Source organism: Thermocladium modestius, assembly GCF_055398215.1.
The window spans coordinates 1,507,695-1,532,252 of sequence record NZ_AP043731.1 but is presented as its reverse complement, the minus strand read 5'-3'; the positions used below and the strand labels follow the sequence as shown (position 1 = coordinate 1,532,252).

The following is a 24,558-nucleotide window of genomic DNA, read 5'->3' as shown; positions in this document are numbered from 1 at the left end:
ACCTCCCTCCCCGACCAAAAGGCGATTGCCTCTTTTTCCCATCGAGAAGCGACGGCTCCTCCTTTCTTGTTGGTATGATATGCCGATATGATTGAATGAATTGCGTGTCCAATTATTGGTAACGCTTATGAGAACGGCATGGGTTAAAGCATAATAAATGCAATCATGCTTTGAGTCTGGGCGACCTGGCCCTTGCGAGGAGGGACTCAGAAACTATAAGATAATTGAAAGCTAAGGAGGGAAGTTCTGATGAGGCATTCGTTGGGTTTAATTGACTCCCATTGAGTCGCATGAGGCTGAGTCCATGATTTAATCGAGGCTGGGCGAGTACATCGGGGAAGGTTTAAATACATTACCATGCCGTAATCTACTGTGTCTCTCAGGGACGAGTTCATAAAGCTGCTTAGGGAGGATGAGACGTTTAGGATGGCGGTAGCCGGGCTGCTGGGGCTGGATTCCATCCTCAACGAATTGAAGAGCCTCAGGGAGGACTTTAAAGAATTGGTGAAGCTGGAGAAGGAGAGGCTAGATGAAAATAACAAGAGATGGGAGGAAAACGACAAGAAATGGGAAATGAACGAGAAGAGATGGATGGAGAACGACAAGAAATGGGAGGAGAACTTCAAGAGATGGGAGGAAAACGACAAGAAATGGGAAATGAACGAGAAGAGATGGATGGAGAACGACAAGAAATGGGAGGAGAACTTCAAGAGATGGGAGGAAAACGACAAGAAATGGGAAATGAACGAGAAGAGATGGATGGAGAACGACAAGAAATGGGAGGAGAACTTCAAGAGATGGGAGGAAAACGACAAGAAATGGGAAATGAACGAGAAGAGATGGATGGAGAACGACAAGAAATGGGAGGAGAACTTCAAGAGATGGGAGGAAAACGACAAGAAATGGGAAATGAACGAGAAGAGATGGATGGAGAACGACAAGAAATGGGAGGAGAACTTCAAGAGATGGGAGGAAAACGACAAGAAATGGGATGAAGCCATGAAGAGGTTCTCCAGGATTGAGCTTGAGCTGGGCGCGTCCGTGGAGAGCCAGTACAGCCGCTATGTTTGGGAGGATTTGAGGGATGAGTTGAGGGCAAGGGGGGAGGTTGTTGAGCAGCGCGTCAGGAATATGGACTTGGATGGGGTGGAGATAGACCTATTGGTGACGACGGATAGGGCGGCGTACGTGGTGGAGGTTAAGGTGAGACCCACCATCAATGACGTGGGCGCCCTCCTCGCCAAGGCAGACGTGGTGCGGGAGAAGCTGGGTAAGCCGATCGTGCCGATACTGACCGGCTCGTATATAGGCAGTGAGGTGGAGGCCTACGCGAAGGGCAAGGGGGTAAGGATGTATAGGTACTAACGTTCACGTATTGTGCCTAACGCGAACTAAATCCTCTAACATACTAAACAGGGACCCTCAATGCTACAGCATCGGCGGCAAACCGCTATTCCCAATAAGTATCCCGCACTAGCCTAACGGAGGGCTGTGGGTGAGGGTCTCCATCACAAGGGGGGTACTCCCGTCCTTTCGGGCGGGGTGGTTAGCTTCATAAAATCATTAAATCATCTTGGTTGCTTCATCCATGGTTTAGCACGGTAGATTGTTGATCTTTACGTGTCCAATTATTGGTAACGCTTATTATATCGATACTGAGGATTCCATCTGCCCGGCAACGTCTGGAGCTTATGGCTGAGTTACCACGGGCGAGCTGGACGGCTAGGCCGGCAACGCTGAGCATGATTCGCTGGTGGATCAAGTAGAAAATAGGCAATCGCCTTTTGAGGCGGGGGCTAGGTTTTCAGGCAGTCCAGTGGCGGGGTGGTTATCCCTCTCCTGGTCAAATCTTGGGCGTGAGGGGGCGTGAGCTGATTTACCTCCGCAATACCAAGGGAGGGAGCGAGTAGCACCCGTTAAAGGGAGCATAAACCTAGAGGCCTCGGGAAACCCCCTTTCAGGGCAGGGGTCTGTAGGGGCATTTATCCTACCGTATTTAAGCCACAGTTGGTCTGACCAACAGACCAATTGCATGGTTTAAATAGGAGGGACGCCTAGGCAAAGCATGACTAGGCCTAACACGACCCAGCTCTCCCCAGTGGCGCGCGGCTCCTCCACCGTCCGCATAGCGCTGGTCGTCGCTTCCATAATTGCCGCGCTAGTCGCCGTTCATTCGCTGGCTGGGTTGTTGAGGGCCCAGTACGCCCCTGTCCCCGCTTTTTCAGCAAATCAATCAACTCCCGCCTCTGTTGACGCGGCCATTTCCACGTACGTGGTAGGTCCGTCGTCGCTGGCGGGGGAGGTGAGGGCGCGCCTTCCCAACGCGAAGCTAATACAGCCCAGCTTCATTGGGAGCATCCCAGCAGGCTCAGTGGTTATTGTGGATCTGGGGTATTTGGAGGGATGCGTGGGTGGGGATGGGGCGATTATCGACCTCTCCAGCTTATTGAGGGATGGGGACTTGGTGGTGATATATGCCAATGACTCTCGCCTGGCCGCTTATGAATTGGGGAGGGCGTGGGCATCCGCCAACGGCATTGAATTCACCGCAGTGCCGACCTTGGTGGGAGGAGGGATGGTGGCCGCGTTTGGGGATGGCGATCGCTTGGTCTATATGACCCTCAGGGGACTCGCCGGGCTGTATGGGGCAGTCATAGAATACATCCGGCTGGGACAGGCTTGGCGGGGATCGCCCGGCATAGCGTTGTCGCCAATAGCGGCATCGCTTCAATCATCAAGCCAAGCAACGGCTCCTGATCCTTGTTACCAATATGAGACGGGGGAGGGCGGAAACGGCGTGACCATCGATTACCTGCCCGATTACAATGATGTGCCGGGCGAGGCTTTCTCTGATGGGAATGGAACTTTTTACTATGATACGTGCGTGTTCGTGTATGATGGAGTCTTCAAGGCAGCGAGCGGGCTTCCGTACATGTACGTTGACCCCGCCGTCTGGATCGCCTACGCGCCGTCGAGCGCCATGGTGAGGGGCCTGGGCCGCATCGACTACTACGTGGGAACCATAGATCACGAGGCGGGGTATCGAGAGTATAAGGAGGGGATCACGAATTCATTCATAAGCTACTTCGATTACTACGACCCGGGAAGCACGGGCTCCGGGGCCTACGTTTCATCTTTCAACGTGGGCTTCACGCTGGCCGGGCCAAGCGTTGGCTTCACTCTAACGTACGTGGAATCCCCATCATCGGTCAACGTGGATTACAGGAACGCCGGGGGAACCCAAGGCTTCGATGTCAATAATACGTGGAGGTTCTCCTTCTTCGGCAGCCCCAGCTCAGGCCAGCAATACGGCGTGGCCTCTACGGATGACTCCACTTGGTCGCTGATGCAGGGAGTTGAATCGACCAATGCAGCCGCGTTGGACAACGAGATCGGGGTAAACTTGGTGACCTCCATCCAGTATTATCCATGCACGGCGGTGTACAGCCATGAATACATATACGTCGATGCCGGGTGGATCCTTTACTACGACCCAGGACAGTCTCCGACAGGCAGCGCAGTGAGCTCCTCGCCGGCCGCGAGGGACCCATACATAACCGGCATTACCTCATACTCCCAAAGCACGTCCTTGCTCTGCGGCACGTAAGGGGCTGAGAAAATCGGGTTCTGCGTTTAATTCCATTCAATCAGGGTGCTCGCCGCGGCGATGGATGCCCATAGCTGTTGGCCGCGGTACCGTCGTCGAAGTGATCGCCCCCCGCGGGACCACGTGCTTGTTGAGCTTCCTTATTCCCTTTACCTCCCTTTCCCCGTTATGATGCTACACGTTACCTGGATCGGCGGCACGGCTCCGTTAACCCCGCTCAGCAGGTCCACCTCGGCTTCCCCGGATCTCCGGTTGTGGAGCTCGTACTCCCTCAAGGCATGCCTCGGCACGCGCTGCGCCGCCAACGCCTCAATGCACCTGCCCAGCGAGGCTTTTTGGGAGAGGCTGAGGCTGTTCCAACCTCCTTCCCGTCCCAAAGGATGGGGCTTGCCCTCCATCGCCTTGGCCCAAGCCAATCAACGAGCTCCCTCGCTGGCCTCCCCCCATCTCCCCCTTCCCTGGGCCTCATCTAGTCTCAGCCACGGTGGAGGATTCACCCCGATTCACGGGACATGGAAGGAGGGGAGGAGGGGAGAGAAGAGAAGAGGAAGAGAAGAGGAGGGGAGATGAATCACTGCCCTGTCTCCGTGGAGGTCCTCTCCCTGGTTGGCCGCGCGTTCCTCACGTCCATGTAGCTCTTGATTATGCCGTAGATGCCTATGGCGCCGACGACGACCACGACGAGGAGGAGGCCGAGGTTCACCGCGTCCAGGTTGGGTATGGGAACTCCCGTGGATATTGCCCAGGCATCGATGGATGGGAATGCCACGACGAGGGCGCCTGCCAGCACGAATGCCCAACCCCCGTAGTATAGGGTTCTGCCGGCCGCCATCTTCCCTATCACCTTCACGTCCTCCTCGCTCAAGCGCTTCGCCCTCATTATGCTGCCGAACACCGCCCCGAACATGACTTGCATGGCCATGGTGCCCAGGCCGAAGAGGAGGCCGGGCAGCGGGGCGTAGTACACGTTGGGGACCTGCGGCGCCAACGTGAAGGTTATTATGGTGGCGTACGCGCCGAACCCGAAGCCCGCTATCAGGCCGTGCACTATGGTCATCTTGAGGGGGACGTCCCTCTCGTGCGCCTCGTGAAGCGGCAGTCTCCTGGCCTCACCGGTGTGGTGGGCCCTTCCCCCCAGCAGCTCATCTATGGGCAAGTGAATGTATCTTCCCCTCAATATGTAGGACCCGGCGATGGCCATGACCAGCCCCACCACCACGTAGACTGGGCCGTCCAGGTTGTACTTCTCGTATATGTAGGCGAGTCCCAGGTACCCTAGCGTCGTCAGCAGCGCTCTTTGGACGGTGAAGCCGAGGCTGAAGAGGAGGCCGGCCTTCATGCCTCCCCTGGTGCTGTACTTGCCTATGGCGTAGCTGAAGGTTATGGGCCAGGTGTGCTCGTCTGGGGTGGCGCCGTGGAGGAGCCCAAGCACGAAGCTGATGAACGCTATCTCGCTCAGGCTCAGCCCCGTGGGTGGGTTGAGGAGGAACTGGAGGGGGTCCATAATTAGGGTCGCCCTAATGTATTTTAAAAACCTTGCGTCGAACCCCAACCCCGCCGACGACTCGATTCACGGCCGCGAGGGGGGATTCGTAAAAACCTATATTAAGCCACGCACGTGCTTTTCCCGCCGTGATGGTGAGGAGGTGCAGGGCGGATTTCAACGAGTGCGTTGCCGCAATAAAGAGGAGGATAGAGGAGGGGGGAGCCACCGTGTTCGCAGTGATAGATCACTCAAGGAACGCGAGGGACGCTGGGCTTGCACTGGATGACGACGTGGTCATCATATTCGGGAACCCGAGGGCCGGCACCATACTGATGCAGCTGGACAGGAGGATGAGCTACGACCTGCCCCTCAGGGTGGCTGTGTGGAGGGGGGAGGACGGGGCGACGTACATTGGGTACAGGATGCCCAGCGACGTGGCGCGGGAGCACGGGGTCTCCCACGACGTTGTTGGGAAAATGGATGAATTCATGAACTGGGTGTTGAATGGATTGACGGAGGAGGCGACAAACGAGGACGGGGCCGGCGGGGACCATTGATGTAAACGCAGCGGGTTCCCAGGAAATCGGGTTGACGTCATTTCCCGCAACTCCTTCGATGCCTTGGCCAGTATGAAACACTTTAACTAATCACTACATTGATTCGCTCCTTATCTATGTACTCATCTTGGTGTGAATCATCTCGCATACAGGGGAACTCCGTACCTAGGTCATTATTCAATAATTCCAGCTCAATAGAAGTGGGTGGTCTATATTTGGTGTGAACCATAATGCATCTACTGGTCGTAAGGATGATCTCAGCGATGGGGACTTAGTAATTTATCCAGTAAATTGCTGACCTCCTTAATTACTGAGCCGGGAACCTCGCCATCGCTCCAGAGCACGTACCTCTTGGCTATGAAGTCGGCTATCCCCATTAAGGCAAAGCTGAGCACCTCTGGATCGTGCTTGGCTATTTCATTTCTATCCATGGCCTCAGATAATCTCTCGGAGTATCTCTCCGCGAGTTTCATGTAGTGCCACTTATAGAGCTCTATGTTGTTTGATTCTGCCTCTATTAGTATTCTATAGAGATACTTATTCCGCCGCATCCACTCCAAGAACGCCTCGAACCCCTTCTTCTCAACCTCCACCCTGTTTGGAAGGTCGGCGGTGCTGGTCGTCAAGTAATGCCTCATGTCCTTGTTTATTCTTCTGACCAGCTCAACAAGGAGTTCGTCCTTGTTCTTGAAGTAGAAGTAAAAAAGGCCATGGGACACCCCAGCCCTCGCCGTTATTTCCCCTATAGAGGCTGAGTTGAATCCCTTCTCTGCTATCACCGCTATGGCAGCGTCAAGCAGCTTGTTGAGAGAGTCTGCTCCCCGCTTGGTCTTCGGCGCGTATTTCATTAAGACAAACAGAAGTGTGGAGGGTATTAAGTTTCTCCGTGGACTCGCCTTATTACTGTAGCGCCCCATGTCCAACCCGTCCCAGCGGAGACCAGCACAGCCACGCTGCCCCTCCGTATTATTCCCCGCTCCTCCGCCAGCCGTAGTGATAGGAAGGGATCTATCGATTGCATATGTCCATAATAATCCAAGTATATCGACTTATCCGGCGGAATACCAAGTTCCTTGAGAATACCATAATGGAAGGAACGCTTCATGTGAAGGAGAGCGAGGTAATCCACATCATCCACGGATAGGCCGCTCTTGGCTAGGGCATCCCTCACTACCCAAGCGAAGTTCCTAAGGGAGACTTCCTCGAAGACCTTTGAGAACTCCTCTGTCCTATTGACCCTGAGCATATAATCGCCGGAACTATCCATGAATCTCTCCCCCAGTCCCTGGTAGACCACGTCGGAGAACCTGCCATCCGTCAATACAGAGCTTTCCAGCACTTCGTACTTGCCTCCCGAGTTGCCCAACAGAACAGCAGCAGCGCCGTCGGAGAAGTCATACATGAAACTGGATGCCTTATCTGAGTAGTCGACTATCATGCTCTGCTTTGTGGCGGCCACCATCAATGCATGAAAACCAACCGCTGCCGTCCTCAGCTTGGCAGCAAGCAAATCCAAGGCAACTATGCTACTTGCACATTGCATGGAGATGTCCACCCCATAGGCGGAACCCAGGCCTAGCTCGCCCATAACCTTAGGCGCTATGTCCCACACGTATTTATCCTTGAAATCAGAACCGGCGTATGCAACTATCCCTACATTAGCCCTTGGGTTCCTCCTCAGAAGTCGCTCTGCGGCTTTCCGGGCCATCTCGGCAACAGATAGTCTCCTCTCCACTGGTTTCCTCAGTATTCCCATCTTATCCCTGACCACCCAATCCGGTAATCCAGTCGAAGCAGCTAGTTCCTCGTGGCTTACGAACGTATCTGGCACATAGATGTCATAATCAACTATGTAGGCCTTTCCCATTCCATCACCGCTCATCTAGGAACTCCCGCAACCCATCCTTGAGATACATATCCCTTAATTCCCTCTTGGATACCTTACCTACTTGGGTCCTTGGTATTTCCCTTACGAAGACCACTTTCTTGGGTATCTTGAATGATGCCAATAAGCCCTTCAAGTCCCTCCTAACGTCCCCCTCCGAGACCGGCGAGCCTGGCTTCCTAACTACAGCAGCCACAACAGCCTCCCCCCAATGCTCATCTGGTACTCCGAAGACGGCCGCATCATCCACGTAGGGCAACTGCTTCAAGGCAGCCTCCACTTCGGTCGAGTACACGTTCTCGCCTCCCGTTTTTATCATGTCCTTCCGCCTATCCAGGAAGAAGTAATCCCCATCCCTGTCCACGGCAAATAGATCCCCAGTCATCAAGTAGCCGTCCTCCGTGAACACTGTCTCCCCCGACCTGTTCCAGTATCCCTTGAACACATGAGGCCCACGTACGAGAAGCTCACCATCCTTGGATAGCTTTACATCCACGAATAAGATGGGCTTGCCCACCGTGTTCTCCTTGAATTTAAAGGTCTCAGGCGGCGAGTAAAAATTATTAGGACCCGCCTCCGTCAATCCATACCCTTGGAACAATTTGTATCCCCTCTCCGTGAACCTCCTAGCGACGCTGGAAAGAAGAGGACCCCCACCGCTTATGAATAGGACCCGCGATAAATCGGTTGATGCGAATGATGGGGACTTGCTCATGGAGTCTAGCATGGCTGGCACTCCCATGTAGACCGTGCATCCCTCCTCAGCCAATGTCTTTATCGTCCACTCCGGGTCGAATACATCGGACTCAGGCAAAATAACTCGACCGCCCACGAAGAGTAATGGCATTAACAACACGTTCCAGCCGCCGGTGTGGTAGAGGGGAAGGGAGACCACGGTGCAATCATCCTTGGTGAGGCCCCAGGACAACACTGTCATCACGGCGTTCCAGATAATGGAGCCCTCATGTATCATGGCGCCCTTGGGTGGGCCTGTGGTTCCACCCGTGTACAGTATCATTGCTGTTTCCTCCAAATTCATTCTGAAGCCAAACTCGCCTTCCTTACCACCCCTGTTTAGCTCGCTCGATGAGATGCCCATTCCTTGATAATCATCTATCACCAAGGCCGGCTTCACATCATTTATTACGAAATCCATGAAGGATCTCCCCAGCCTTGGGTTCACGGGAACCATGATGGCCCCCACCTTTCTGACCGCAAAGAAGAGAGCCAAGTGATCCAGGGGAGCCTTCACAGAAGTCACGATCATATCGCCGCCGCGGATCCCCAAATCAATGAGAGCGGCCGCCATACTGCTGGACAAAGCATCCAGCTGGGAGTACGTATATGCTTGGTTGCCCACCTTGACCGCCACGGAATCCCTTATCCTTGCCCTGTGTCGCAGTAGGCTCTCTAACATATTTAGATCACCTCCGCCTCCTTGGACGGCTTGAAGGAGCCCCTGAGCACCTCGTTCATGAAGGATAGAACCAATTCATTATAATCGTCCGCCCTCTCGATTATAGCTAAGTGCCCCGCTCCCCTAAGTATAACGAGCCTGCTGTTGGGCATTAATCTATTCATTATTCGCGAGTTCTCTGGATTCACGACCAAGTCCTCGTCTCCCGTAACTATTAGGGTGGGAGTCGATATCTTGGGCAGCTCATCCATGAAGTCAAAGGACAGAGCGGCCGCGAGCTGTTCATTATACGCCACGGGCTCACTCTCCATACTTGCCCTCAGGGCTACTATTTCCTTTACCTCGTCCTCATTCTCTTCAAAATACTTCCTAGAGAAAGCTACACGCATCCGCTCAAGCAATCCTTGCTTCGCATCGGTAGAGGGCGGCTTCGTCAATACCTCCATAGCTTCCCTATCGGGGGGGCACTGACCTGATCCCAAAGTTGGTCTCACCCAGTATTAATCCCCTCACCTTGTCTGGGTTTCTTCTGGCAAAAGCCATGGCTATCATGCCGCCCATCGAGACCCCCCATAGGAACGCCTCGACTATGGAGAGGGCATTCATTAAGTCCTCCAAGTCGTTCACGAAGTCATTCATGGAGTAGGGACCCCTCGGCCTGGACGATAGGCCGACTCCCCTATTGTCGAATATCACCAACATAGCGCTCTTAGCCAGGGGTCTCTGCATCGCCCACATCCACCTGGAGTAGCCCAGACCCTCTATTAAGACCAGGGGCTCGCCCTCCCCATCCACCTCGTAATATATCGATGCGCCTCCCCTGGTCTTAATGGTGCCGTTCCTGGTCATACCCGATCACTCAGATACTTGCTCTAGTCTCAATCGCGTGGTCCTGGGCCCCGTCAACACTATTAGGGTTGCTATTATCTCGAAGACACCTAGTAATGCGAAGGTCCATATCCCGGTGCTCACAGGGTCAAGAGGGTTGAAGATCAAGTACACCACGAATGGAACTATAGCACCGCCTAGATGACCAACGCCGTCAGCTATGGCAAACCCGCTTGCCCTAGCCCTGGTTGGGAATAACTCAGCCGTGTACGTATATGCAGGCACTGCGAAGGCTGTCGCAAATGCAGCCAAGAAGGCGCCCACCGTCAATATTGGGGGAGAACGTAGGGCTACTGCCAATGCGTAAAGGAATACAGCAAACGTCGCTATGCTAAAGGCGGAGGCGACCAAGTACTTCCTTTCCCACTTATCGGCTATGGGAGCCATTGCCAACGCGCCTACAATATACCCAACGCTTCCAAGTGCTATGTACCACGTGGCCGTGGTAAACGTGAAGCCCGAGGCTACGAATATGTATGGAGCGAAGCCAATTACGCCGTAGGCCAGCATGTAGTCGAAGAACCAGAATAGAACTGCCATGAGAAGCCTCAGCCCGTACTTCCTATTGAATAGCTGGGCCGTGGGGAATCCGGAGAGCGATCTCTCAGGTAGGGGTGTAGGGATGGGGGGTAGTGATCCTACCCTCCTTGCCGCGAATTCCTCTAATCTCCTGACCACCGCCTCGGCCTCTCCCGTCCTACCTCGTATCGTAAGCCACCTAGGGCTTTCGGGGAGCATGAATCGAAGCGGGACCACCGCCGCCGCAACTAGCGCTCCTAGGCCGAAGAGCCATCTCCAGCCAACTGGGGATGATGGGATTAGAGCTATGGCTATGAAGGGGGTCAACGCGAAGCCCAGAGCTCCGGCCAGATACGTTAGTTGTACCATCTTGCCCCTGATGCCGGCCGGGGTTACCTCTGACACGTAGGTGTTGATAATAGCTATCTCAGCCCCAATGCCAAGACCAGTTACGAATCTGCTGGCTATTAGGGAGGCGGCGTTTATGGATAGAGCGCTCGCCAAGGAACCCACGGCTATGAGAACGGCGTTTACTATTAGCCCCCATCGCCTTCCCCAGTAATCACTTATAGTGGCCACGAAATAGGCGCCTACTATGTAACCGAATAATGATGCGGAAACAGCATCGCTTAGCTCTAGCCTAGAGAGGGATAATTGTTGAACCATGGGGGACACCAGGGCGAAGGAAAGCGTAAGTATATCGTAGAAGGCGAAGAAGTAGCCCAGGCCTATCACCACCATCCATGAGATGGGATACGGCCTCACCGGTATCCGATCTATTCTAGCCCGAATCTCGCCGAGCTTGATCTCTTTTTCTGACACCTGACTCACCTGCCAAATTTCTATACGAAGCCATTTTTAAGCTTTATGTAATGATAATTAATCGATGATTAACCATATCTAATTTGATAAATGTAAATATTACTTGATAAAATACTAGGGAAAGAAATACACGATAACCTAGAACCACGGGATCGGAAGAATGGTGAAAATAAATAATAGAAACCCATTAAGAATGGCAAAAATCAACTCTTAAGAGCGCATTTACTCGACTTTGCCCAAGTGAATTAGGACCCAGGAAGACGGGGGAGAAGCGGTAAGTTTTTAACGTGCATATAGGCGCCGACCCCCGTTGGCGATGAGCGGGGAGACCATTGATGCCAGGAACTTGCGGGATGAGACGAGGAGGGCGGAGGGCAGGGTCGTCGTCACTTTCGTGGAGGTGCCCATGGACTCCATAAAGAACACCAAGGTGGAGATAGACCCAACCATGATGAGGGAGATAACTATTGGGAGGGCGCCGGACAACGTGATAGTGATCCCCGACATGACCGTGTCGAGGCACCACGCCGTCCTATCCATAGGCGAGGACGGGAGGATGACGCTTAAGGACTTGTCCAGCAAGAACGGCACGTACCTAATGGTGGACGGCGCTTTCGTTAAGGTGGATAGCAGGGAGGTTGGAAGCGGGTCCCTCGTGAAGCTGGGCCTCTACACCATGATAAGGATAGACAAGCCCTGAGGGCGCCGTTAAGGGGAAACGCGGTGCTTAAATTTCCCGGCCGCGCCTCCATCCCATGCCGTTAGGCAAGCCTCCCTACTCATTCGATGACTTCCAGGTGGGCATGAGGATTGAATCCCCTGGATTGACGGTGACGGAGGCCCACATAATTCAATTCGCTGGGTTAACGGGGGATTTCAACCCCATTCACGTGGATGAGGAGTTCGCCAGAGGCACTGTGTTCGGGGGGAGAGTGGCGCACGGGCTCCTCACGCTCTCCCTATCCATAGGCCTGTTCGCTCCCCTGGTGGCTGGAACCACCATAGCTCTGCTGGAGGCGTCTGCGAGGTTCCTCAAGCCCGTGAGGGCGGGGGACACCATCCACGTAGCGAGCGAGGTGGTCAGTAAGAGGCCGAGTGATAAGTATGATGGGGGAGTGGTGGAGTTCAGGCACGAGGTGAGGAACCAGAGGGGCGAGGTGGTGGCCACGGCGGAGACCAGGCTCCTCATCTCAAGGGGCCCCGCGAACAGCATCGGCAATGCACGGAGCTGAACCTGCACCTCCCCGCTCATGTTGGTGGAAGGAACCTCCATCCCAAGCCATAACAACTTCCCTCGGGGCTCTAAAGGGCTTCCCGAGGCTTTTACGACGCTCCATTAACGGGCACTGCTCCGCCGTGAAGTGCGGGGAATGGTAATTGATCCTTAATTTCAGATGCAATAACCCCAATGATGCCCCTCCTCAATGCTCAGGGAAAAACGCGTGCATTAGCTTCGTATTTTTTTCTTTCGTATCTTCCCTGCTTCGAAGCTTGTTCTTTCATGGAGGTTTTTTCTTAATGCGTTACCAATAATTGGACACGCAGTTGAAGAGGGCATAGACGGGCCAGTCTGGCCAGCAGACAAACGTATTAATTTAAATAGAAGCGATTTATAGTTGATGCGAATCGTGGGGGATTGATGTGAGCGACTTGAGCGCCTTGATTGATGATTTGAGGGATATACGGGTGAAGTTGGTGCGTAGATCGGCTAGGCTTGTGTCGGTCATGTTGATCGTCGTGTCCGCCGTTGCCTTTGTGGAGCAGGTCGGCTTATTGATGAATAATGGGTTCCTCCTGGTATGGGCTCCAATGCTCGTCGAGGTCATCATGTTCGTGCTCTCCATTGGGTTGATGCGGAAGTACACGTTCCTGTCCAGGTTCATGTCGTTGATCGATGCCAGGTATAGGGGCAGGCTGCGGCGCGGCTTTTTTATATACGTGGGGGAGTTGGCGGCGTACTTCGCCATAGGTTACCTCCTGTCCCGGGCATCGCTTTCAATGGCCTTGGCCTTCGAGGTTTCGTTCCTGCCAGTCCTATTGAGGCTCCCTGCAGAGGAGGTGAGGAGCAAGGCGGATAAGTTATTCATAATATACCTAGCCTCATCACCATCCTACTTCCTGGTGCCGGAGTGGGGCCTATCAATCGCCGGCGCATTGCTACTCATGGGAGGGATCTACGTTGCTCGCCGATAAGGCGAAGATACTCATCCTCGTGTACCTCTACGTGTATGGATCGCTGTCCTTCACGGACCTGCTCAACCTGTTGGCGGAGAGGATGAGCATTACTAAGGGCAACCTGGACAGCCACCTGCGGTACATGGAGAAGAACGGCTTGATAAGGAGGAGGAAGACCCTCTACGCGATATACGGCAAGAGGACGGTCTATGGAATAACGGATAAGGGCAGGGATGAATTGATCAACTTGATAGATGAGATAAATAGGCTGGCCAATATTATGAAGCCTGGCTCAGCGGCCGATCATCACGGTGAAGGCAACGAACCTATTGGCTGAGTCGAGGGATAGCGCCTCGTTCAAGTCGTAATCCACGAAGGACTCGTACGGCAGCGACCGCAGCCCCAAGGCGCTGGCCAGCAGCACCACGTTCTCCGTTATTATGCCGGCCTCCAGCAGGGCCAGCTTCAGCCCTATCTCCCCGTACTTAATGGACACTCGGCTCATTGTTGTGACCAATAGAAATATCGCCGCCGCAGACCCCGCCAGCTCTTTCTCAAGGAAGGAGGCCCTCGCCCTCCCCAGCCTCCCCTCGTCCTCGCTCACGATGTAGAGGCCCAGCTTCTCTGGGTTGAAGTAGTATATCCCGGGCCTCAGCCCCTGAACGTGGTTGGCGATGAGGTACACGTCGTTGGGGTACAGCGCGCCGGGGGATGGGTAGGCCCTCAGCCACCTGCCTATCCTCTCCTCGTAGTGGGTTCTCCCGCAGCAGTTGACCAGTATGGTGGATAACTCCTCGAAGCTCATGGGCCCGCGAAGAGACCGGCTGCTCCTCCTCTGTGCGAGCAGCTTGGGTAGGTCGACTTGAATTTCGCTCAATGGCCTTAGCGGAATGATGGGGCCGAACTCGTAGGTCTTAACGTCTATGTGGGGAGAGATGTCGGGGGAAATGAAGAACCCCGACGTCATCCTCAACCTGTGCATTATCTTTTCCTGCCTGGTTTGATCGATGTAGAGGCTCCACATCGGCGGGATTGATGAGTCCTCCACAACCCTATCGCTCACGCCCAGGTACTTGAACGTCAAGTGAAGCGGGGATGAGTACCTAACCTTCACTTGGAGCCACCCTCAGCCTGGTGGACCAATAACTCACGTCGTAGTGGGCAGCGCACGAGCCCTCCACGGCCTCCCGGGACGGGGAGGTGAGCACCACGGTTTTCTCCCCGGCCAGCTTGAGGATGTAATCCCTCAGCTTCTCCATGGAGTCCCTGTCCAGGTTGGAGTAGGGCTCATCTATGAGTAGGACGGTGGATGGCTGGGACAAGACCAGCTCAAGCATGAGCTTCTTGGCCGTCCCCGTGGATAGCTTGGAGTACGGGGTTCTCCGCCACTTCCCGTATATGTTGAATAGATCCACCACGTCCGTCCCATACACGTCCTTGAATATCCTGTAGTAATCGTCGACGCTCAGGTGGCCGTATGGCTTGAAGCCCTCCATGTAGAAGCTAATCAATCCCCTCCGCCTCGCCTCGACCACATCCACCCCGGAGAACCGTATGCTCCCCCCGCTGGTCGGTATGATGCCGGCCAGCGCCAGCAGGAGGCTTGTCTTTCCAACCCCATTATTGCCGAGCAGGCACACGGGGCTCCTCTCCTCGCGTATGTTGACGCCCTTCAACACGGTCTCGCCCCCGCGCTCCACCGTTAGGTCCCTGACCTCAAGCATCGGCCATCCCCCTCGCCCTGACCGCCAGGGCCATTATTCCCACCAGGAGGTTGGCGGCTATGGATAGGGCTAGATCCGCTGAGGAGAATTGAATTATCGGTAGGCCGCCCTTGGTGCCCGCCGATAGGGATGCAATGCCCAGCTTCATCGCGTTCGACAGCGACACGGTCAACGCGTAGGCCAAATCCATGAATGGGTAGGCCCTTCCCACGCTCAGCGCATATATCAATACTCCATTATACACGACGGCGTAGAAGATGAAGGTGAACGCGATGGCTATCTTGCTGTTGCGAAACAGGGACCCGACGCCGATTATTTGGACCTGCATGGCTAATGCCATGGCGAGGAAGAGGGGGAGCGCGGTGGAGAGGCCCGCGGCCAGGCCCAGCCTCAGCGATAGCGCAGTGATGAATATTACGGAGGAGATCCCTATCAGGGCGAAGGCCACGGCGATGGATAGCCACGCCTTAATCCAAACGTACCTCCTGGCGTTCCTGAACACGGACCGCAAGAAGATGAACCTCCCCTCGCTTCCCAGCTCCTCGCTCACGGCGTCCGAGAGGAATATGGAGGAGAAGTAGAGGTTGTAGGCGAACAACGCGCTGGCTAGGGATATGATGGCCGTGCCGCCGTACGTGGATGCCAGCGATGAGTCGTAGAGCAGCGTGAGCATCTCCGCCACGGCGAATAGCCCGGATAGGTAGAGGAACCTGCGCTTCTTGATGGTGGCGGTGAATACGGCCGAGGCCATTCCCATGCTTGGTCTAGGTCGGCTTGGATTGCCGTGATTAAAAGCATTATAGTTAGTCTGTAAAACAGACCTTCTCCTAAGCTTAAAAACAAGCGACGCGTTAGTTCGCCGAACCCCTATGAGAATGAAAATAGAGGTACGGGAGAGGCAAATAGACCTGATGGGGGTCACCGAGGCCGCGGCTCCCAAGCTTATAATGGGCAACTCATGCGGCATGTCGTCGCTGAGCTGCTGCTTCATAAGCTGCAGCTCCTTCTAAGGCGGGCCCGGTGGCAACCGTGAAAATCAAAATAAATCGAAACGCTCGTTTTTTCATTCTTGGCAAGGATGAGATCGAGATATTAATAGATGATGGGATTAACGCGTCCAGAATAGTGTTGGAGGACGATGAGAGGAAGGGCGTGTTATCGGACGCCGTGAGGAGAATCATCGAGTGGGCCCCGGATCAATACGATGAGGCCGTGAGGGGGATCTCGAGCTCCTTCGGACTGCGAGAGGATGAGGCGAGGGAGTTGATCGACTCCATGATTAGGTACAACATAATAGAGGCCGTTTCCAGCGATGGATCGGGGGCGGGGCAATACGATGGATTAATGGATTCGATTAGGAGGGCGGGGGCGGTGGGCAATGATGGTGGGAGAGCCGTCGTCTCAATCCTAGATTTAATGGGGGGAGAATCGATGAGGGACTTGAGGAGGGCAATGGAGTTGCTTGGACGGGACGGGTTTGTTCACAGGTACTTATCGCCAGATGAGGTGGGCAGGGTGGGGGAGGGGAGCGGGAGGGAGGCCGTCGTCATGCTGGGCGGCCTCAACCACTTGAGGGGCATGGTTAGGTTGACTAGGCAAGTAATCGATAGGGGTGGCGTTTTCATAATCTACATTGTGATTGGCGGCAATGAGGTTTTCCTGTTCGACACAATCCCGAGGCGCACCGGGTGCGTTGAGGATTTCCTGGGGCAATTGGTGATAGGCGGAAGCGAGGAGCTCAGGTTCGCCGGCGGCGATGGCTTGGACGTGGCGTCCCCCATGCACCTCAACAATGCGTTGCTATTCATGGCGTTGGGGTTCGCCGTCTACGACGCGCTGCACCTCCTCAACACCGGGGAGGGGCTGCTCACGGCTAAGGTGTTATCCATAAACTCAGTCACGTTGAACATGAGGTTATCCAAGCTGCTTAGGTCCCCGTTCTGCGGCACGTGTGGTTCAGGGCATGCATTGATGGAGAGCGTGGTGAGGGAGGGGGTGGGGAGCGGTGAGGATAAGGACGACTAGAAGCGATTGGGACTTGGAGAGGGACTTGATGGCCAACCGCGACTCGTTGATGGGAGGCCTCACGCTGTTGGTGTCGGATTACTCGTTTCACGGCATATGCACCGCCATAGCCTCCAGCTACATATCGATGAGGGGCCTCAGGAAGATATTCTGGTTCTACTATAGGGACCGCGCGGGCCGCTACTCCATACCGGACAAGTACTTCAAGTTCGGCGCCGGGGGATTCACCGTGCAGAGGGCCGTGAATAAGACGGTGGGGGAGTTCTTCGAGAGGGCGGCCATGATTTTCATAGATGAGGAGAAGGTGCAGGTGCACAGCCCGTCCCAACTATCTAGGAGAGGGGTGGATTACTACGACTTCATTGACTTATTGAGGAGGGGGTTCCTGTCCTCCAGGGAGTTGTCCAGGGAGGACGAGTCGGCGCTGTGGGATGCAGATGTTCCGTGGGTGGAGGGGGAGCGCTTGGTCTCCGGCCGAAGGGTGCTGGTTCCCCTCTTCATGGTTTCCTTCGTTCCATTGACCGTGATGGATGACGTGCTGGGAACAGGGGTGGGCAGGGTGCTGGGGAAGTACGACGTTAGGACCACCAGCAACGGAACCGCCGCGGGCTTCGATAGGGAGTACGCCGCAGCCAGGTCCCTCCTGGAGTTGCTTGAGAGAGACGTGGCGATGGATTGGTGGTTGTTCAATAGGAGGCCGGATGAGGTGATCAAGTACGTGAATGGGTTTAAGGATTCCTCAATACATGTCGGCATCTTCAACAAGTACGGCAGGGTGACGGCGGCCATCTCCATCTTGGTGCAGGAGCACGCGTTGCCGTTCCTCAGCATAGGGTCGGCGGCCGACCTAAGCGTTGATGCGGGCGTGCTGCGGTCCGTGGAGGAGTTATTGTTCGGTTTCCACAGCTTTAGGTCTAATGAGGCTGGGGATGAAGTTGAGACGTCGGGTTTGATTAACAGCGCTAGCCTGGACGCGTATGACTTGGGGTACATCTACTACGCCATGGATAGACTGAACCTAAGCAAGTTCAAGTCCATATTCAGGGAGACATTCGATGTGGAGAAGACCGTGAGTTACGATCAGGCGAGCTTCTCGGAGTTCATAGGAGAGGAGTTGCGGAGGACGCGGGGCTCGTATGACCTGCAGCCCCTCAGGCTCACGTTCTCCGAGGAGGTGGGGGAGGACCCCGTAATCGTGGATGTTACTCCATCAATGTTCAGGGGCGAGGCGATTGTCTATAAATCGCTATCCACGAAGTTGATACCGTTCCATCCATATAATTACATCAACCCAAACAACCCCATCTTCCGGGACAGGAAGCCCCTCAACGCGCTTCCCAACCCGTTTCCGTGAGGTGATGATGAGTGTCCAAGCCCATTAATCCAAACACTGTCCTGCTTGAGTTGGCGGCCATCTTCATAACTGCCGACACCGCGTTGTACGTGGCGTATAATTCCTTCATGGGCGGGGTGATGCCTATCTACGCGTTCGCGCTGTTGTCCTACACGTTCATAATCGCCGCCCTGGTTTTCATCTTCGACAGGATCACCTCCAATAAATACTCGAGGGATGAGAGGGGGCTGATCGACTCGTTGAGGATGGTGGACACTGCCCTATTCACTGCATCGGTCCTCGCGTACTCGTTCGTGGCGTTGATGCTGGAGGAGAGGCTGTTCGGGAGCAATTACATAGTTTGGGTCCCCACGGCACGAGCGGATAACGCGTTCATGGATCTGTACTACGTCTTGGATTCAACCGCTGTTCCTTACCTGGAGTTCGCTTTATTCGTAAAGCGGCTCCCCAGGTTGGCGGGGCCCCTCAAGGCGTGCGCCTTCTTCGCCGCGATCCAGGCCCTGGGCGCGTTGAACGTCATGGTGATGCTGTACCAGGTGGCAATTAATGCGGGCTACTATGCATTGGTCTTCTATCTATATAGGAGGATAAATAACGTGAAGGCGTTGCTGGCCCCGTTCGTCATCTATTTATTGATTAAGCTGGTCTAGGTTGATGGGCGATGAAGGCCATGAGCAGCTCCATTAGGGGACTGCGGGGGAGGGCGCGGCTGTGCTTCACTGCGTGGTTCAAGCTGGGGAGGGGGGTTGCCCTACTGGCCCTCTACGCGGCGGCGATAGCCGCGCTGTGGCTGGTCTTCATGAACCCACTGGTAGTTGCTCATTACGGCTCGACCGCTCCCCTGGTTGCCGGGTTTAACCTCTACTTCTTCTCGCTTCTCTTCATGGTGGGTTACTTGGCGGGCGTCGTGTCGGATGACTTATCCATGGATAGGTTCACGTTCTTGACTAGCCTGCTCAGGAACGGGGTGGGGGGATTCATCGCTGGGAAGGCCATTGTTTCCCTCGCAGTCACGGCGTTCCTGGCATCAACCGCTCAATTGATGACTTACTTCTCCCTCCTGGATCGGTACGGGGTTCGGGCCGCCCACCCCATTGAGTTGATGATTTACTGGGCATTGTCCATAATAGATTACGGCCTGGTAATAGTCCTGGTGGATACCGCGGCGGCGGGTAGGTCGGCTTCCCTGTACGTGAACGCAATAATCGCGGTGCTGGGGCTCTCCCTGGCCTCTTACTACCTGCCCAAGTACTACCCATGGAGCGAGCCCTACCTGATCTTCCTGTGGCCCATATACTACGGGGAACTCACCTCCAAAAGCGCGTGGAGCGCCTACGTGAGGCTCATGGGAGAGAGCGGCACTGCAGTGGTCACTGCCCCAATCAGCGAGCTACTCATGATAGCCGCGGCGTACGCGGCGATCCTCGCCGCCCTAAGCTACGCCGTCATGCGCGCCAGGCTGAAGCGGCTCAGCGAGGCGTCTTGAGGCCACGGCCCGACCTCGCCGGCATAACCACCGTCCCTTGAACAACATACTTGGGCGGAGGGAAGGTAATGGGAGAGAGGGGAGGGGAGGGTTGTTGAGTTTATCGTTCTCTCTCATTTCCGTGGGGATTTATGGGAGCGTTACCAAAAATTGGACACGCAATCAATACAACCATCAACCACGCCCAACACAAACATGCCAATACGATGAATTCCCTCCACTTAGCGCTAATTATCATCCTTGATCGCCCTCCGCTTTCATTCATTGATGGGCGTGGCAAGCTCTTTTTGGGATTTGAAGTTTTAATCGCCCTTCACGTTGCCTTCATCCCCTCCCATCCTCCTCTGAGTGCTTGCTTCTAGGCCTAATGTTGAGGCATGGCCATGGCGTGTTTAAGGCGTGGCTTGGGTTGTGTGGTTAACGTCAAATTAATTAAACCGTGCCTGTGTGGTCGGCGATGAGTGGAGATCTCGGTCCGTCCCTTGCAGTGGTGGGGGTGGGGTTGGCCGTCATTGGGTTGTTGATAACGCGATCCATTCCCCTGACCATTCTGGGCGCCTCGGTGGCAGTCATGGGCGTGTTGGCGGGGTGGGGGGAGGGGGCGGTGGAGGAGTCCCTGCTGGGGCTGTCCAGCGCGTCCTGGGATGACTTGGCACTCCTGCTGGAGGCGGTTGGGGCTGTGGGGAGGGCGGTGTACATACCCTCCGCGTTGACTGAGGACTCCAGGCCCTGCGCCTTGATACCCCAGGGAGGGGAGGGGGTGTGGGGCGGCTTCAGTGGCAAGCTTCCCGCGGGGTTCGTGGTTAGGTACGGGCCGGGGCCCTCTGGAATCGGCCTTAGGCTGGCCACCATGGGCTCTAAGGCGGTGGAGGCGTGCATGGAGGCCGGGGCCGTGTCGGGGGACTTGGGCTCCACCCTCTCCAATTGCCTAGTGAATCACCTCTCGCTGGCGAGGAGGGTGGAGGCTTCGTCGCAGGGGGACTCCGTTACTGTGGTCGTCTGGGGCTCCAGGGCGGGGGCGGTGTATGGGGGCACGGTGGTGGAGGCCGTTCTTGGCTCCCCCACGGCTTCCATGGTGGCGGCGCTCGCGGCGGAGGCGCTGGGGAGGCCCGTGGAGGTGGCTGGGGAGGAGAAGGAGAGGGGGGATGCGGCGAGGAGAGGGGGCGGTGCTCTCCGCGTCTCCCTCAGGGTGGTGTGAGGTGGCGTTGAGGGGGCTCTTGGTGGTCCAGGCCGCGTTGTACGGCATTGCCTACTCCTTCCTTGCTTACCTGGGCGTTGGGAGTCCCGGCGTCTACGTCTCCATCATGGCCATAATATACCTGGTCACCGTGACCGCGTACGGCCCGCTGCCGAGGAGGGTGAGGCGGGTAAATTACGTGGTCACCGCCGCGCTCGTGGCGGCGTTCGCCTACTACGCAGCTATTCAATTAATGAAAATAATAAGCTGACGCCACAAAGCGTCGGAGAAGAGAAGAAGAGGGGAAGGAATGGAGACGACGTATTATTGATGGAATGCCGCGTGGGGAGAGAGGGACGTATTATTTATTCTTGGGCGTGTTGGGGCACTTGCCTGCCGTTATTTGGGTTAAGGCCTTCCTCGCGGCGGCGGTCGTGGTTAGCGCTGTTACTAGGAGGGCGGTGGAGGCTAGTATTGGGTCGAGCCTTATTCCCCAGGGGGTGTAGTTGAGGATGAGGCCGAGGAGGGGCTCCACGGCCAGGCTTAGGCCTATGGATAGGGCCAGCCTCTCCAATGGGCTTAACTCGTCGCCTCTCGGATAGAGGGCCTCCACCAGGGAGTAGCCTGGCAGGAAGAGCACTAGGAGGGCGCCAAGCGCGTACCTGAGGTAGATGAGGGGGGTTCCCCGTACTAGGAGGATTGAGGCTAGGGAGGCGGCCGTGAGCGCGATGATGCTCCAGTACCAGAGTCCCTGCGTGGTTAGGAAGTAGGGGGCCACGCCGTCGTATGGGTAGTCCAGCTGTATGGCTCCCTGCCTGGTGAGCATGAACACCTCGTACGCCGCGCGGCTCCTGGGTATGCGGAACTCCCTCGCCACGTCCTCCACCAACTCCTCCACCCCAACGCACCCCCCACCGCCCCTCCTCACCCTCTCCATCACGTACTCCCTTATCTCCACGTTAACTCACCGTGGCGTTGAAGTATAATTGAACGTACTCCCCAGTATAGGTGAGCGTCAAGTTGCTGGGGCTGTACATCCAGAGCTCCGCCAACAACTTGTAGGAGCCGGGCTCGCCCACCGAGGGAATAGAGAGGGGGGCAATCCAGGACTGATTATTGAGGAGAATCCTCTCGTAGGTGAGGAGAGGCGGGGCGGTGACTGGGGGTTGAGAGGAGGCGTTGATTAGGTATACGTCCACCACGTACCAGACCGGCTCGCCCATGTGGTTATAAACGTATAGGTAGAGGCGGGGCGAGGAGTTCACTGGGATAGTGGATGGGTACCCCCCAAGCTTGCCGCCGGGCCCGAGGAGACCTATGGCCGAGAAGCGGGTGGAGTAGTTGCTCACCACGGACTGGGCGGTGATGAACACCACCAATATTATGAGTATCGCCAGGACTATGGATGCGACCTCCTCATTGAATAGGAGGGTGGTGGGCTTGCCTGGCCCAGCCCTCACGGAGTCCCCGCTCCTCAGCCTTAGCCATAACTCCCCAATTATCTCGCGGCGCTTGGCGTAGATCAGAGCAGCGGCGGCTATGACGGCGGCGGCAGCGGCTAGGGCGATTACCTTGGAGGCGAGGATCCCGTTTAGGCTGGCCCTCGCCCCGGGGAGTTGGGCGAGGACCTCGTTAATCAGGGGGGAGGCGTTGCTTGCCTCGCCCTCGCTCGTCAGGTTTATGGCTTGGTTCAACTCATTCACGAGGAGCGTCACGTTGGCGCCGCCGGCGCCCAGGCGCGCCACCTCGCCGTAAGCGCTTAGGAGGCTGGGCGGCGGGGGTTGAGAAGCAGCGTGAACGATTAACGCGATCGCCATTACCGCTGCGATGATCAATGGCAGCAACATCAATGTATTTGCCTTCATCATGGTTCGTCTAATGCCTAGGTATTTATGTATTTGGCCGCCGACGTCAAGCCTCAGGGTTGCGGCACCACAATCACATGATTATGACCACCCAATTACAGATAACTTATTTCTCTTTTTATCAAAGAATATAATATATTATTTCTCTGAAGGAGCTAATTCATTAATGGAAGTTTATTAATGTGAAATGGTAAATAAACATCTTTATTATAACTTATGTGATCTACTCCATAGTAAATTATATTTCTTTTTCTCCAAGCTTATCCTAACGACCAGTCTGTATGGGCCAACAATACATGATGAACGCAGTGAGACAAACATCATATCGACAATGAGTCATTCAAAGCAAAAGCGACAACCATAAACATTTATATTCCCCTTACCTCCTCATATTTACAAAAACATTAATGAATCAAGCTGCGACTGGTTAGATTTCAATTCTCTTAAACATAGTGATGCTTTTAACCCAGCGCGAAAAGAAACATTATGGTTGTTGGTTTGGTGTTGGCGGGCGGGTACGCCACCAGGCTCAGGCCCACCTCACTATCCACGCCCAAGCACCTAATCCCCCTCGCCAACAAGCCGGTAATAGGCTACGTGCTGGAGGACCTGGCCGCTGCCGGCGCAGAGGAGGTACACGTGATAGTCGGCCCACACAATGGAGACGCAATAAGGGAGTACGTCGGGGACGGATCGCGATTCGGACTAACGGCTCGGTACATAGTCCAGGAAAAGCCAATGGGGATAGCCCACGCAGTCTCCCTGGCCGAGAAACACATAAGCGAAGACTTCATCGCCTACCTGGGAGACAACCTAATACAGGGAGGCGCATCGAGGTACCTAAGCAGGGCCAAGGGCCACGACGCCTTCCTGCTGCTCAAGGAGGTAGAGGACCCCTCCAGATTCGGCGTAGCCGTGCTGGACAGCGACGGCAAGCTGACCCGCCTCGTGGAGAAGCCGAGGGAGCCGCCCTCCAAACTGGCCCTGATGGGGGTGTACTTCCTAACCCCCGCGTTCTTCGACTACACGAAGCGGTTGAAGCCATCATGGCGCGGCGAGTACGAGATAACGGACGCCCTAGACCTAATGATGAGGGACGGCAGGAGCGTTGGGTACGCCATCCACGAGGGGTGGTGGCTGGACGTGGGGAAGAAGGACGACGTCCTGGCGGCGAACGCGGTGATACTGGACGAGAACGCGCGGCGAGAGGTAAGGGGGGCGGTGGAGAACAGCAGGCTCGAGGGGCGCGTCCTAATCGAGGAGGGCGCTGTCGTCAGGAACAGCGTGGTTAGGGGGCCCGCAGTAATTGGGAGGGGAAGCACCATAGACGATTCACTGATAGGCCCATACACAAGCATCGGGGATGACTGCGTAATTAGGCGCAGCGCGGTTGAGTACAGCGTGTTAATGGAGGGTTGCGCCGTGGAGGGCGTTGAGAGGATTGAGGAGTCTATAATAGGCAGGCACGCGAGGATCATAGCGAGCGGCCAAAGATCAATTAAGCTGCACGTGTCCGATTACTCCATCGTAGAAATCTGAGGCAAAACGTAAAAACCCGCATGCGCGGGCCA

At 55.4% G+C, this 24,558-nt stretch carries 28 protein-coding genes; 15 read left to right on the top strand and 13 right to left on the bottom strand.

The window, feature by feature from the left end; translation table 11 throughout:
• The first annotated feature begins 372 nt into the window (after positions 1–372).
• Both ACZ5ZS_RS07950 and ACZ5ZS_RS07945 read left to right on the top strand, forming a co-directional pair.
• Complete coding sequence (locus ACZ5ZS_RS07950; protein ID WP_464858240.1) at positions 373–1,365, top strand: hypothetical protein; 993 nt, start codon at positions 373–375, stop codon at positions 1,363–1,365.
• Positions 1,366–2,065: 700 nt separating this feature from the next.
• Positions 2,066–3,607 (top strand): hypothetical protein, encoded by a 1,542-nt coding sequence (locus tag ACZ5ZS_RS07945; RefSeq protein WP_188595541.1) that lies wholly within the window; start codon positions 2,066–2,068, stop codon positions 3,605–3,607.
• 149 nt (positions 3,608–3,756) lie between these two features.
• On the opposite strand, the gene ACZ5ZS_RS07940 is transcribed toward ACZ5ZS_RS07945, so the two are convergent.
• Together ACZ5ZS_RS07940 and ACZ5ZS_RS07935 are read right to left on the bottom strand one after the other, a co-directional pair.
• A complete protein-coding gene (locus ACZ5ZS_RS07940) occupies positions 3,757–4,023 on the bottom strand; it encodes a hypothetical protein (protein ID WP_188595540.1) in 267 nt (88 codons plus the stop codon).
• A gap of 155 nt (positions 4,024–4,178) precedes the next feature.
• Positions 4,179–5,111: a hypothetical protein gene (locus tag ACZ5ZS_RS07935; RefSeq protein WP_188595539.1), complete on the bottom strand. Its 933-nt coding sequence runs from the start codon at positions 5,109–5,111 to the stop codon at positions 4,179–4,181.
• A gap of 131 nt (positions 5,112–5,242) precedes the next feature.
• Here ACZ5ZS_RS07935 and ACZ5ZS_RS07930 point away from each other — a divergent pair, with 131 nt between their 5' ends.
• Positions 5,243–5,650 (top strand): DUF302 domain-containing protein, encoded by a 408-nt coding sequence (locus tag ACZ5ZS_RS07930; protein WP_229657643.1) that lies wholly within the window; start codon positions 5,243–5,245, stop codon positions 5,648–5,650.
• A gap of 257 nt (positions 5,651–5,907) precedes the next feature.
• On the opposite strand, the gene ACZ5ZS_RS07925 is transcribed toward ACZ5ZS_RS07930, so the two are convergent.
• The 6 genes from ACZ5ZS_RS07925 to ACZ5ZS_RS07900 are packed head-to-tail and all read right to left on the bottom strand — an operon-like array spanning position 5,908 to position 11,190.
• Positions 5,908–6,498 (bottom strand): TetR/AcrR family transcriptional regulator, encoded by a 591-nt coding sequence (locus ACZ5ZS_RS07925; protein ID WP_188595537.1) that lies wholly within the window; start codon positions 6,496–6,498, stop codon positions 5,908–5,910.
• Positions 6,499–6,524: 26 nt separating this feature from the next.
• Positions 6,525–7,532 (bottom strand): 3-oxoacyl-ACP synthase, encoded by a 1,008-nt coding sequence (locus tag ACZ5ZS_RS07920; protein ID WP_464858237.1) that lies wholly within the window; start codon positions 7,530–7,532, stop codon positions 6,525–6,527.
• Positions 7,522–8,952: a class I adenylate-forming enzyme family protein gene (locus ACZ5ZS_RS07915; protein WP_188595535.1), complete on the bottom strand. Its 1,431-nt coding sequence runs from the start codon at positions 8,950–8,952 to the stop codon at positions 7,522–7,524. Before ACZ5ZS_RS07915 ends, ACZ5ZS_RS07920 begins: the two co-directional genes overlap by 11 nt.
• A 2-nt stretch (positions 8,953–8,954) precedes the next feature.
• On the bottom strand, positions 8,955–9,446 hold the full coding sequence (locus ACZ5ZS_RS07910; protein ID WP_464858236.1) for an alpha/beta fold hydrolase: 492 nt from the start codon (positions 9,444–9,446) through the stop codon (positions 8,955–8,957).
• Entirely contained in the window at positions 9,406–9,801 is a 396-nt protein-coding gene (locus ACZ5ZS_RS07905) for an alpha/beta fold hydrolase (protein WP_188595533.1), read from the bottom strand. Before ACZ5ZS_RS07905 ends, ACZ5ZS_RS07910 begins: the two co-directional genes overlap by 41 nt.
• A gap of 6 nt (positions 9,802–9,807) precedes the next feature.
• Positions 9,808–11,190: an MFS transporter gene (locus ACZ5ZS_RS07900; RefSeq protein ID WP_188595532.1), complete on the bottom strand. Its 1,383-nt coding sequence runs from the start codon at positions 11,188–11,190 to the stop codon at positions 9,808–9,810.
• Positions 11,191–11,497: 307 nt separating this feature from the next.
• Between ACZ5ZS_RS07900 and ACZ5ZS_RS07895 the strand changes: the two genes are divergently transcribed.
• The 4 genes from ACZ5ZS_RS07895 to ACZ5ZS_RS07880 all read left to right on the top strand — a co-directional run bounded on the left by ACZ5ZS_RS07895 (position 11,498) and on the right by ACZ5ZS_RS07880 (position 13,693).
• Positions 11,498–11,881, top strand: coding sequence for an FHA domain-containing protein (locus ACZ5ZS_RS07895; protein WP_229657642.1), 384 nt, complete (start codon positions 11,498–11,500; stop codon positions 11,879–11,881).
• A 55-nt stretch (positions 11,882–11,936) separates the two neighbouring features.
• Entirely contained in the window at positions 11,937–12,413 is a 477-nt protein-coding gene (locus tag ACZ5ZS_RS07890) for a MaoC family dehydratase (RefSeq protein ID WP_188595530.1), read from the top strand.
• Positions 12,414–12,822: 409 nt separating this feature from the next.
• Complete coding sequence (locus ACZ5ZS_RS07885) at positions 12,823–13,374, top strand: hypothetical protein (RefSeq protein ID WP_188595529.1); 552 nt, start codon at positions 12,823–12,825, stop codon at positions 13,372–13,374.
• On the top strand, positions 13,361–13,693 hold the full coding sequence (locus ACZ5ZS_RS07880) for a winged helix-turn-helix transcriptional regulator (protein ID WP_075060259.1): 333 nt from the start codon (positions 13,361–13,363) through the stop codon (positions 13,691–13,693). The genes ACZ5ZS_RS07885 and ACZ5ZS_RS07880 overlap by 14 nt, the downstream gene beginning before the upstream one ends.
• On the opposite strand, the gene ACZ5ZS_RS07875 is transcribed toward ACZ5ZS_RS07880, so the two are convergent.
• The 3 genes from ACZ5ZS_RS07875 to ACZ5ZS_RS07865 are packed head-to-tail and all read right to left on the bottom strand — an operon-like array spanning position 13,649 to position 15,837.
• The gene (locus ACZ5ZS_RS07875) at positions 13,649–14,470 is read right to left on the bottom strand and encodes a SagB/ThcOx family dehydrogenase (RefSeq protein ID WP_188595528.1); all 822 of its coding nucleotides are present in this window, start codon (positions 14,468–14,470) and stop codon (positions 13,649–13,651) included. The genes ACZ5ZS_RS07880 and ACZ5ZS_RS07875 overlap by 45 nt on opposite strands.
• Positions 14,460–15,080 carry an ATP-binding cassette domain-containing protein gene (locus ACZ5ZS_RS07870; protein ID WP_188595527.1) on the bottom strand — a complete coding sequence of 207 codons (621 nt, stop codon included), beginning with the start codon at positions 15,078–15,080 and terminating at the stop codon, positions 14,460–14,462. The genes ACZ5ZS_RS07875 and ACZ5ZS_RS07870 overlap by 11 nt, the downstream gene beginning before the upstream one ends.
• Positions 15,073–15,837, bottom strand: coding sequence for a hypothetical protein (locus tag ACZ5ZS_RS07865; protein WP_188595526.1), 765 nt, complete (start codon positions 15,835–15,837; stop codon positions 15,073–15,075). Before ACZ5ZS_RS07865 ends, ACZ5ZS_RS07870 begins: the two co-directional genes overlap by 8 nt.
• A 112-nt stretch (positions 15,838–15,949) precedes the next feature.
• Between ACZ5ZS_RS07865 and ACZ5ZS_RS07860 the strand changes: the two genes are divergently transcribed.
• The 7 genes from ACZ5ZS_RS07860 (at position 15,950) to ACZ5ZS_RS07830 (ending at position 21,393) form a co-directional block, all read left to right on the top strand.
• Positions 15,950–16,090, top strand: a complete 141-nt coding sequence (locus tag ACZ5ZS_RS07860) for a hypothetical protein (RefSeq protein ID WP_188595525.1) — start codon at positions 15,950–15,952, stop codon at positions 16,088–16,090.
• Between the two features lie 19 nt (positions 16,091–16,109).
• Positions 16,110–17,105, top strand: coding sequence for a hypothetical protein (locus tag ACZ5ZS_RS07855; RefSeq protein ID WP_188595524.1), 996 nt, complete (start codon positions 16,110–16,112; stop codon positions 17,103–17,105).
• Complete coding sequence (locus tag ACZ5ZS_RS07850) at positions 17,086–18,459, top strand: YcaO-like family protein (protein WP_188595523.1); 1,374 nt, start codon at positions 17,086–17,088, stop codon at positions 18,457–18,459. Before ACZ5ZS_RS07855 ends, ACZ5ZS_RS07850 begins: the two co-directional genes overlap by 20 nt.
• Positions 18,460–18,470: 11 nt before the next feature.
• Positions 18,471–19,109 carry a hypothetical protein gene (locus ACZ5ZS_RS07845; RefSeq protein WP_188595522.1) on the top strand — a complete coding sequence of 213 codons (639 nt, stop codon included), beginning with the start codon at positions 18,471–18,473 and terminating at the stop codon, positions 19,107–19,109.
• Positions 19,110–19,120: 11 nt separating this feature from the next.
• Positions 19,121–19,945, top strand: coding sequence for a hypothetical protein (locus ACZ5ZS_RS07840; protein WP_188595521.1), 825 nt, complete (start codon positions 19,121–19,123; stop codon positions 19,943–19,945).
• A gap of 457 nt (positions 19,946–20,402) precedes the next feature.
• Complete coding sequence (locus tag ACZ5ZS_RS07835) at positions 20,403–21,143, top strand: DUF7982 domain-containing protein (protein ID WP_188595520.1); 741 nt, start codon at positions 20,403–20,405, stop codon at positions 21,141–21,143.
• Position 21,144: 1 nt separating this feature from the next.
• Positions 21,145–21,393 carry a hypothetical protein gene (locus tag ACZ5ZS_RS07830; protein ID WP_229657607.1) on the top strand — a complete coding sequence of 83 codons (249 nt, stop codon included), beginning with the start codon at positions 21,145–21,147 and terminating at the stop codon, positions 21,391–21,393.
• 90 nt (positions 21,394–21,483) lie between these two features.
• Here the strand turns inward: ACZ5ZS_RS07830 and ACZ5ZS_RS07825 are convergent, their stop codons facing one another.
• Positions 21,484–22,080, bottom strand: a complete 597-nt coding sequence (locus ACZ5ZS_RS07825; RefSeq protein WP_229657606.1) for a DUF1616 domain-containing protein — start codon at positions 22,078–22,080, stop codon at positions 21,484–21,486.
• Between the two features lies 1 nt (position 22,081).
• Positions 22,082–22,987: a DUF1616 domain-containing protein gene (locus tag ACZ5ZS_RS07820; protein WP_188595518.1), complete on the bottom strand. Its 906-nt coding sequence runs from the start codon at positions 22,985–22,987 to the stop codon at positions 22,082–22,084.
• Positions 22,988–23,473: 486 nt separating this feature from the next.
• Here ACZ5ZS_RS07820 and ACZ5ZS_RS07815 point away from each other — a divergent pair, with 486 nt between their 5' ends.
• Positions 23,474–24,526, top strand: a complete 1,053-nt coding sequence (locus ACZ5ZS_RS07815; protein ID WP_188595517.1) for a glucose-1-phosphate thymidylyltransferase — start codon at positions 23,474–23,476, stop codon at positions 24,524–24,526.
• The last annotated feature ends 32 nt before the right edge of the window (positions 24,527–24,558 follow it).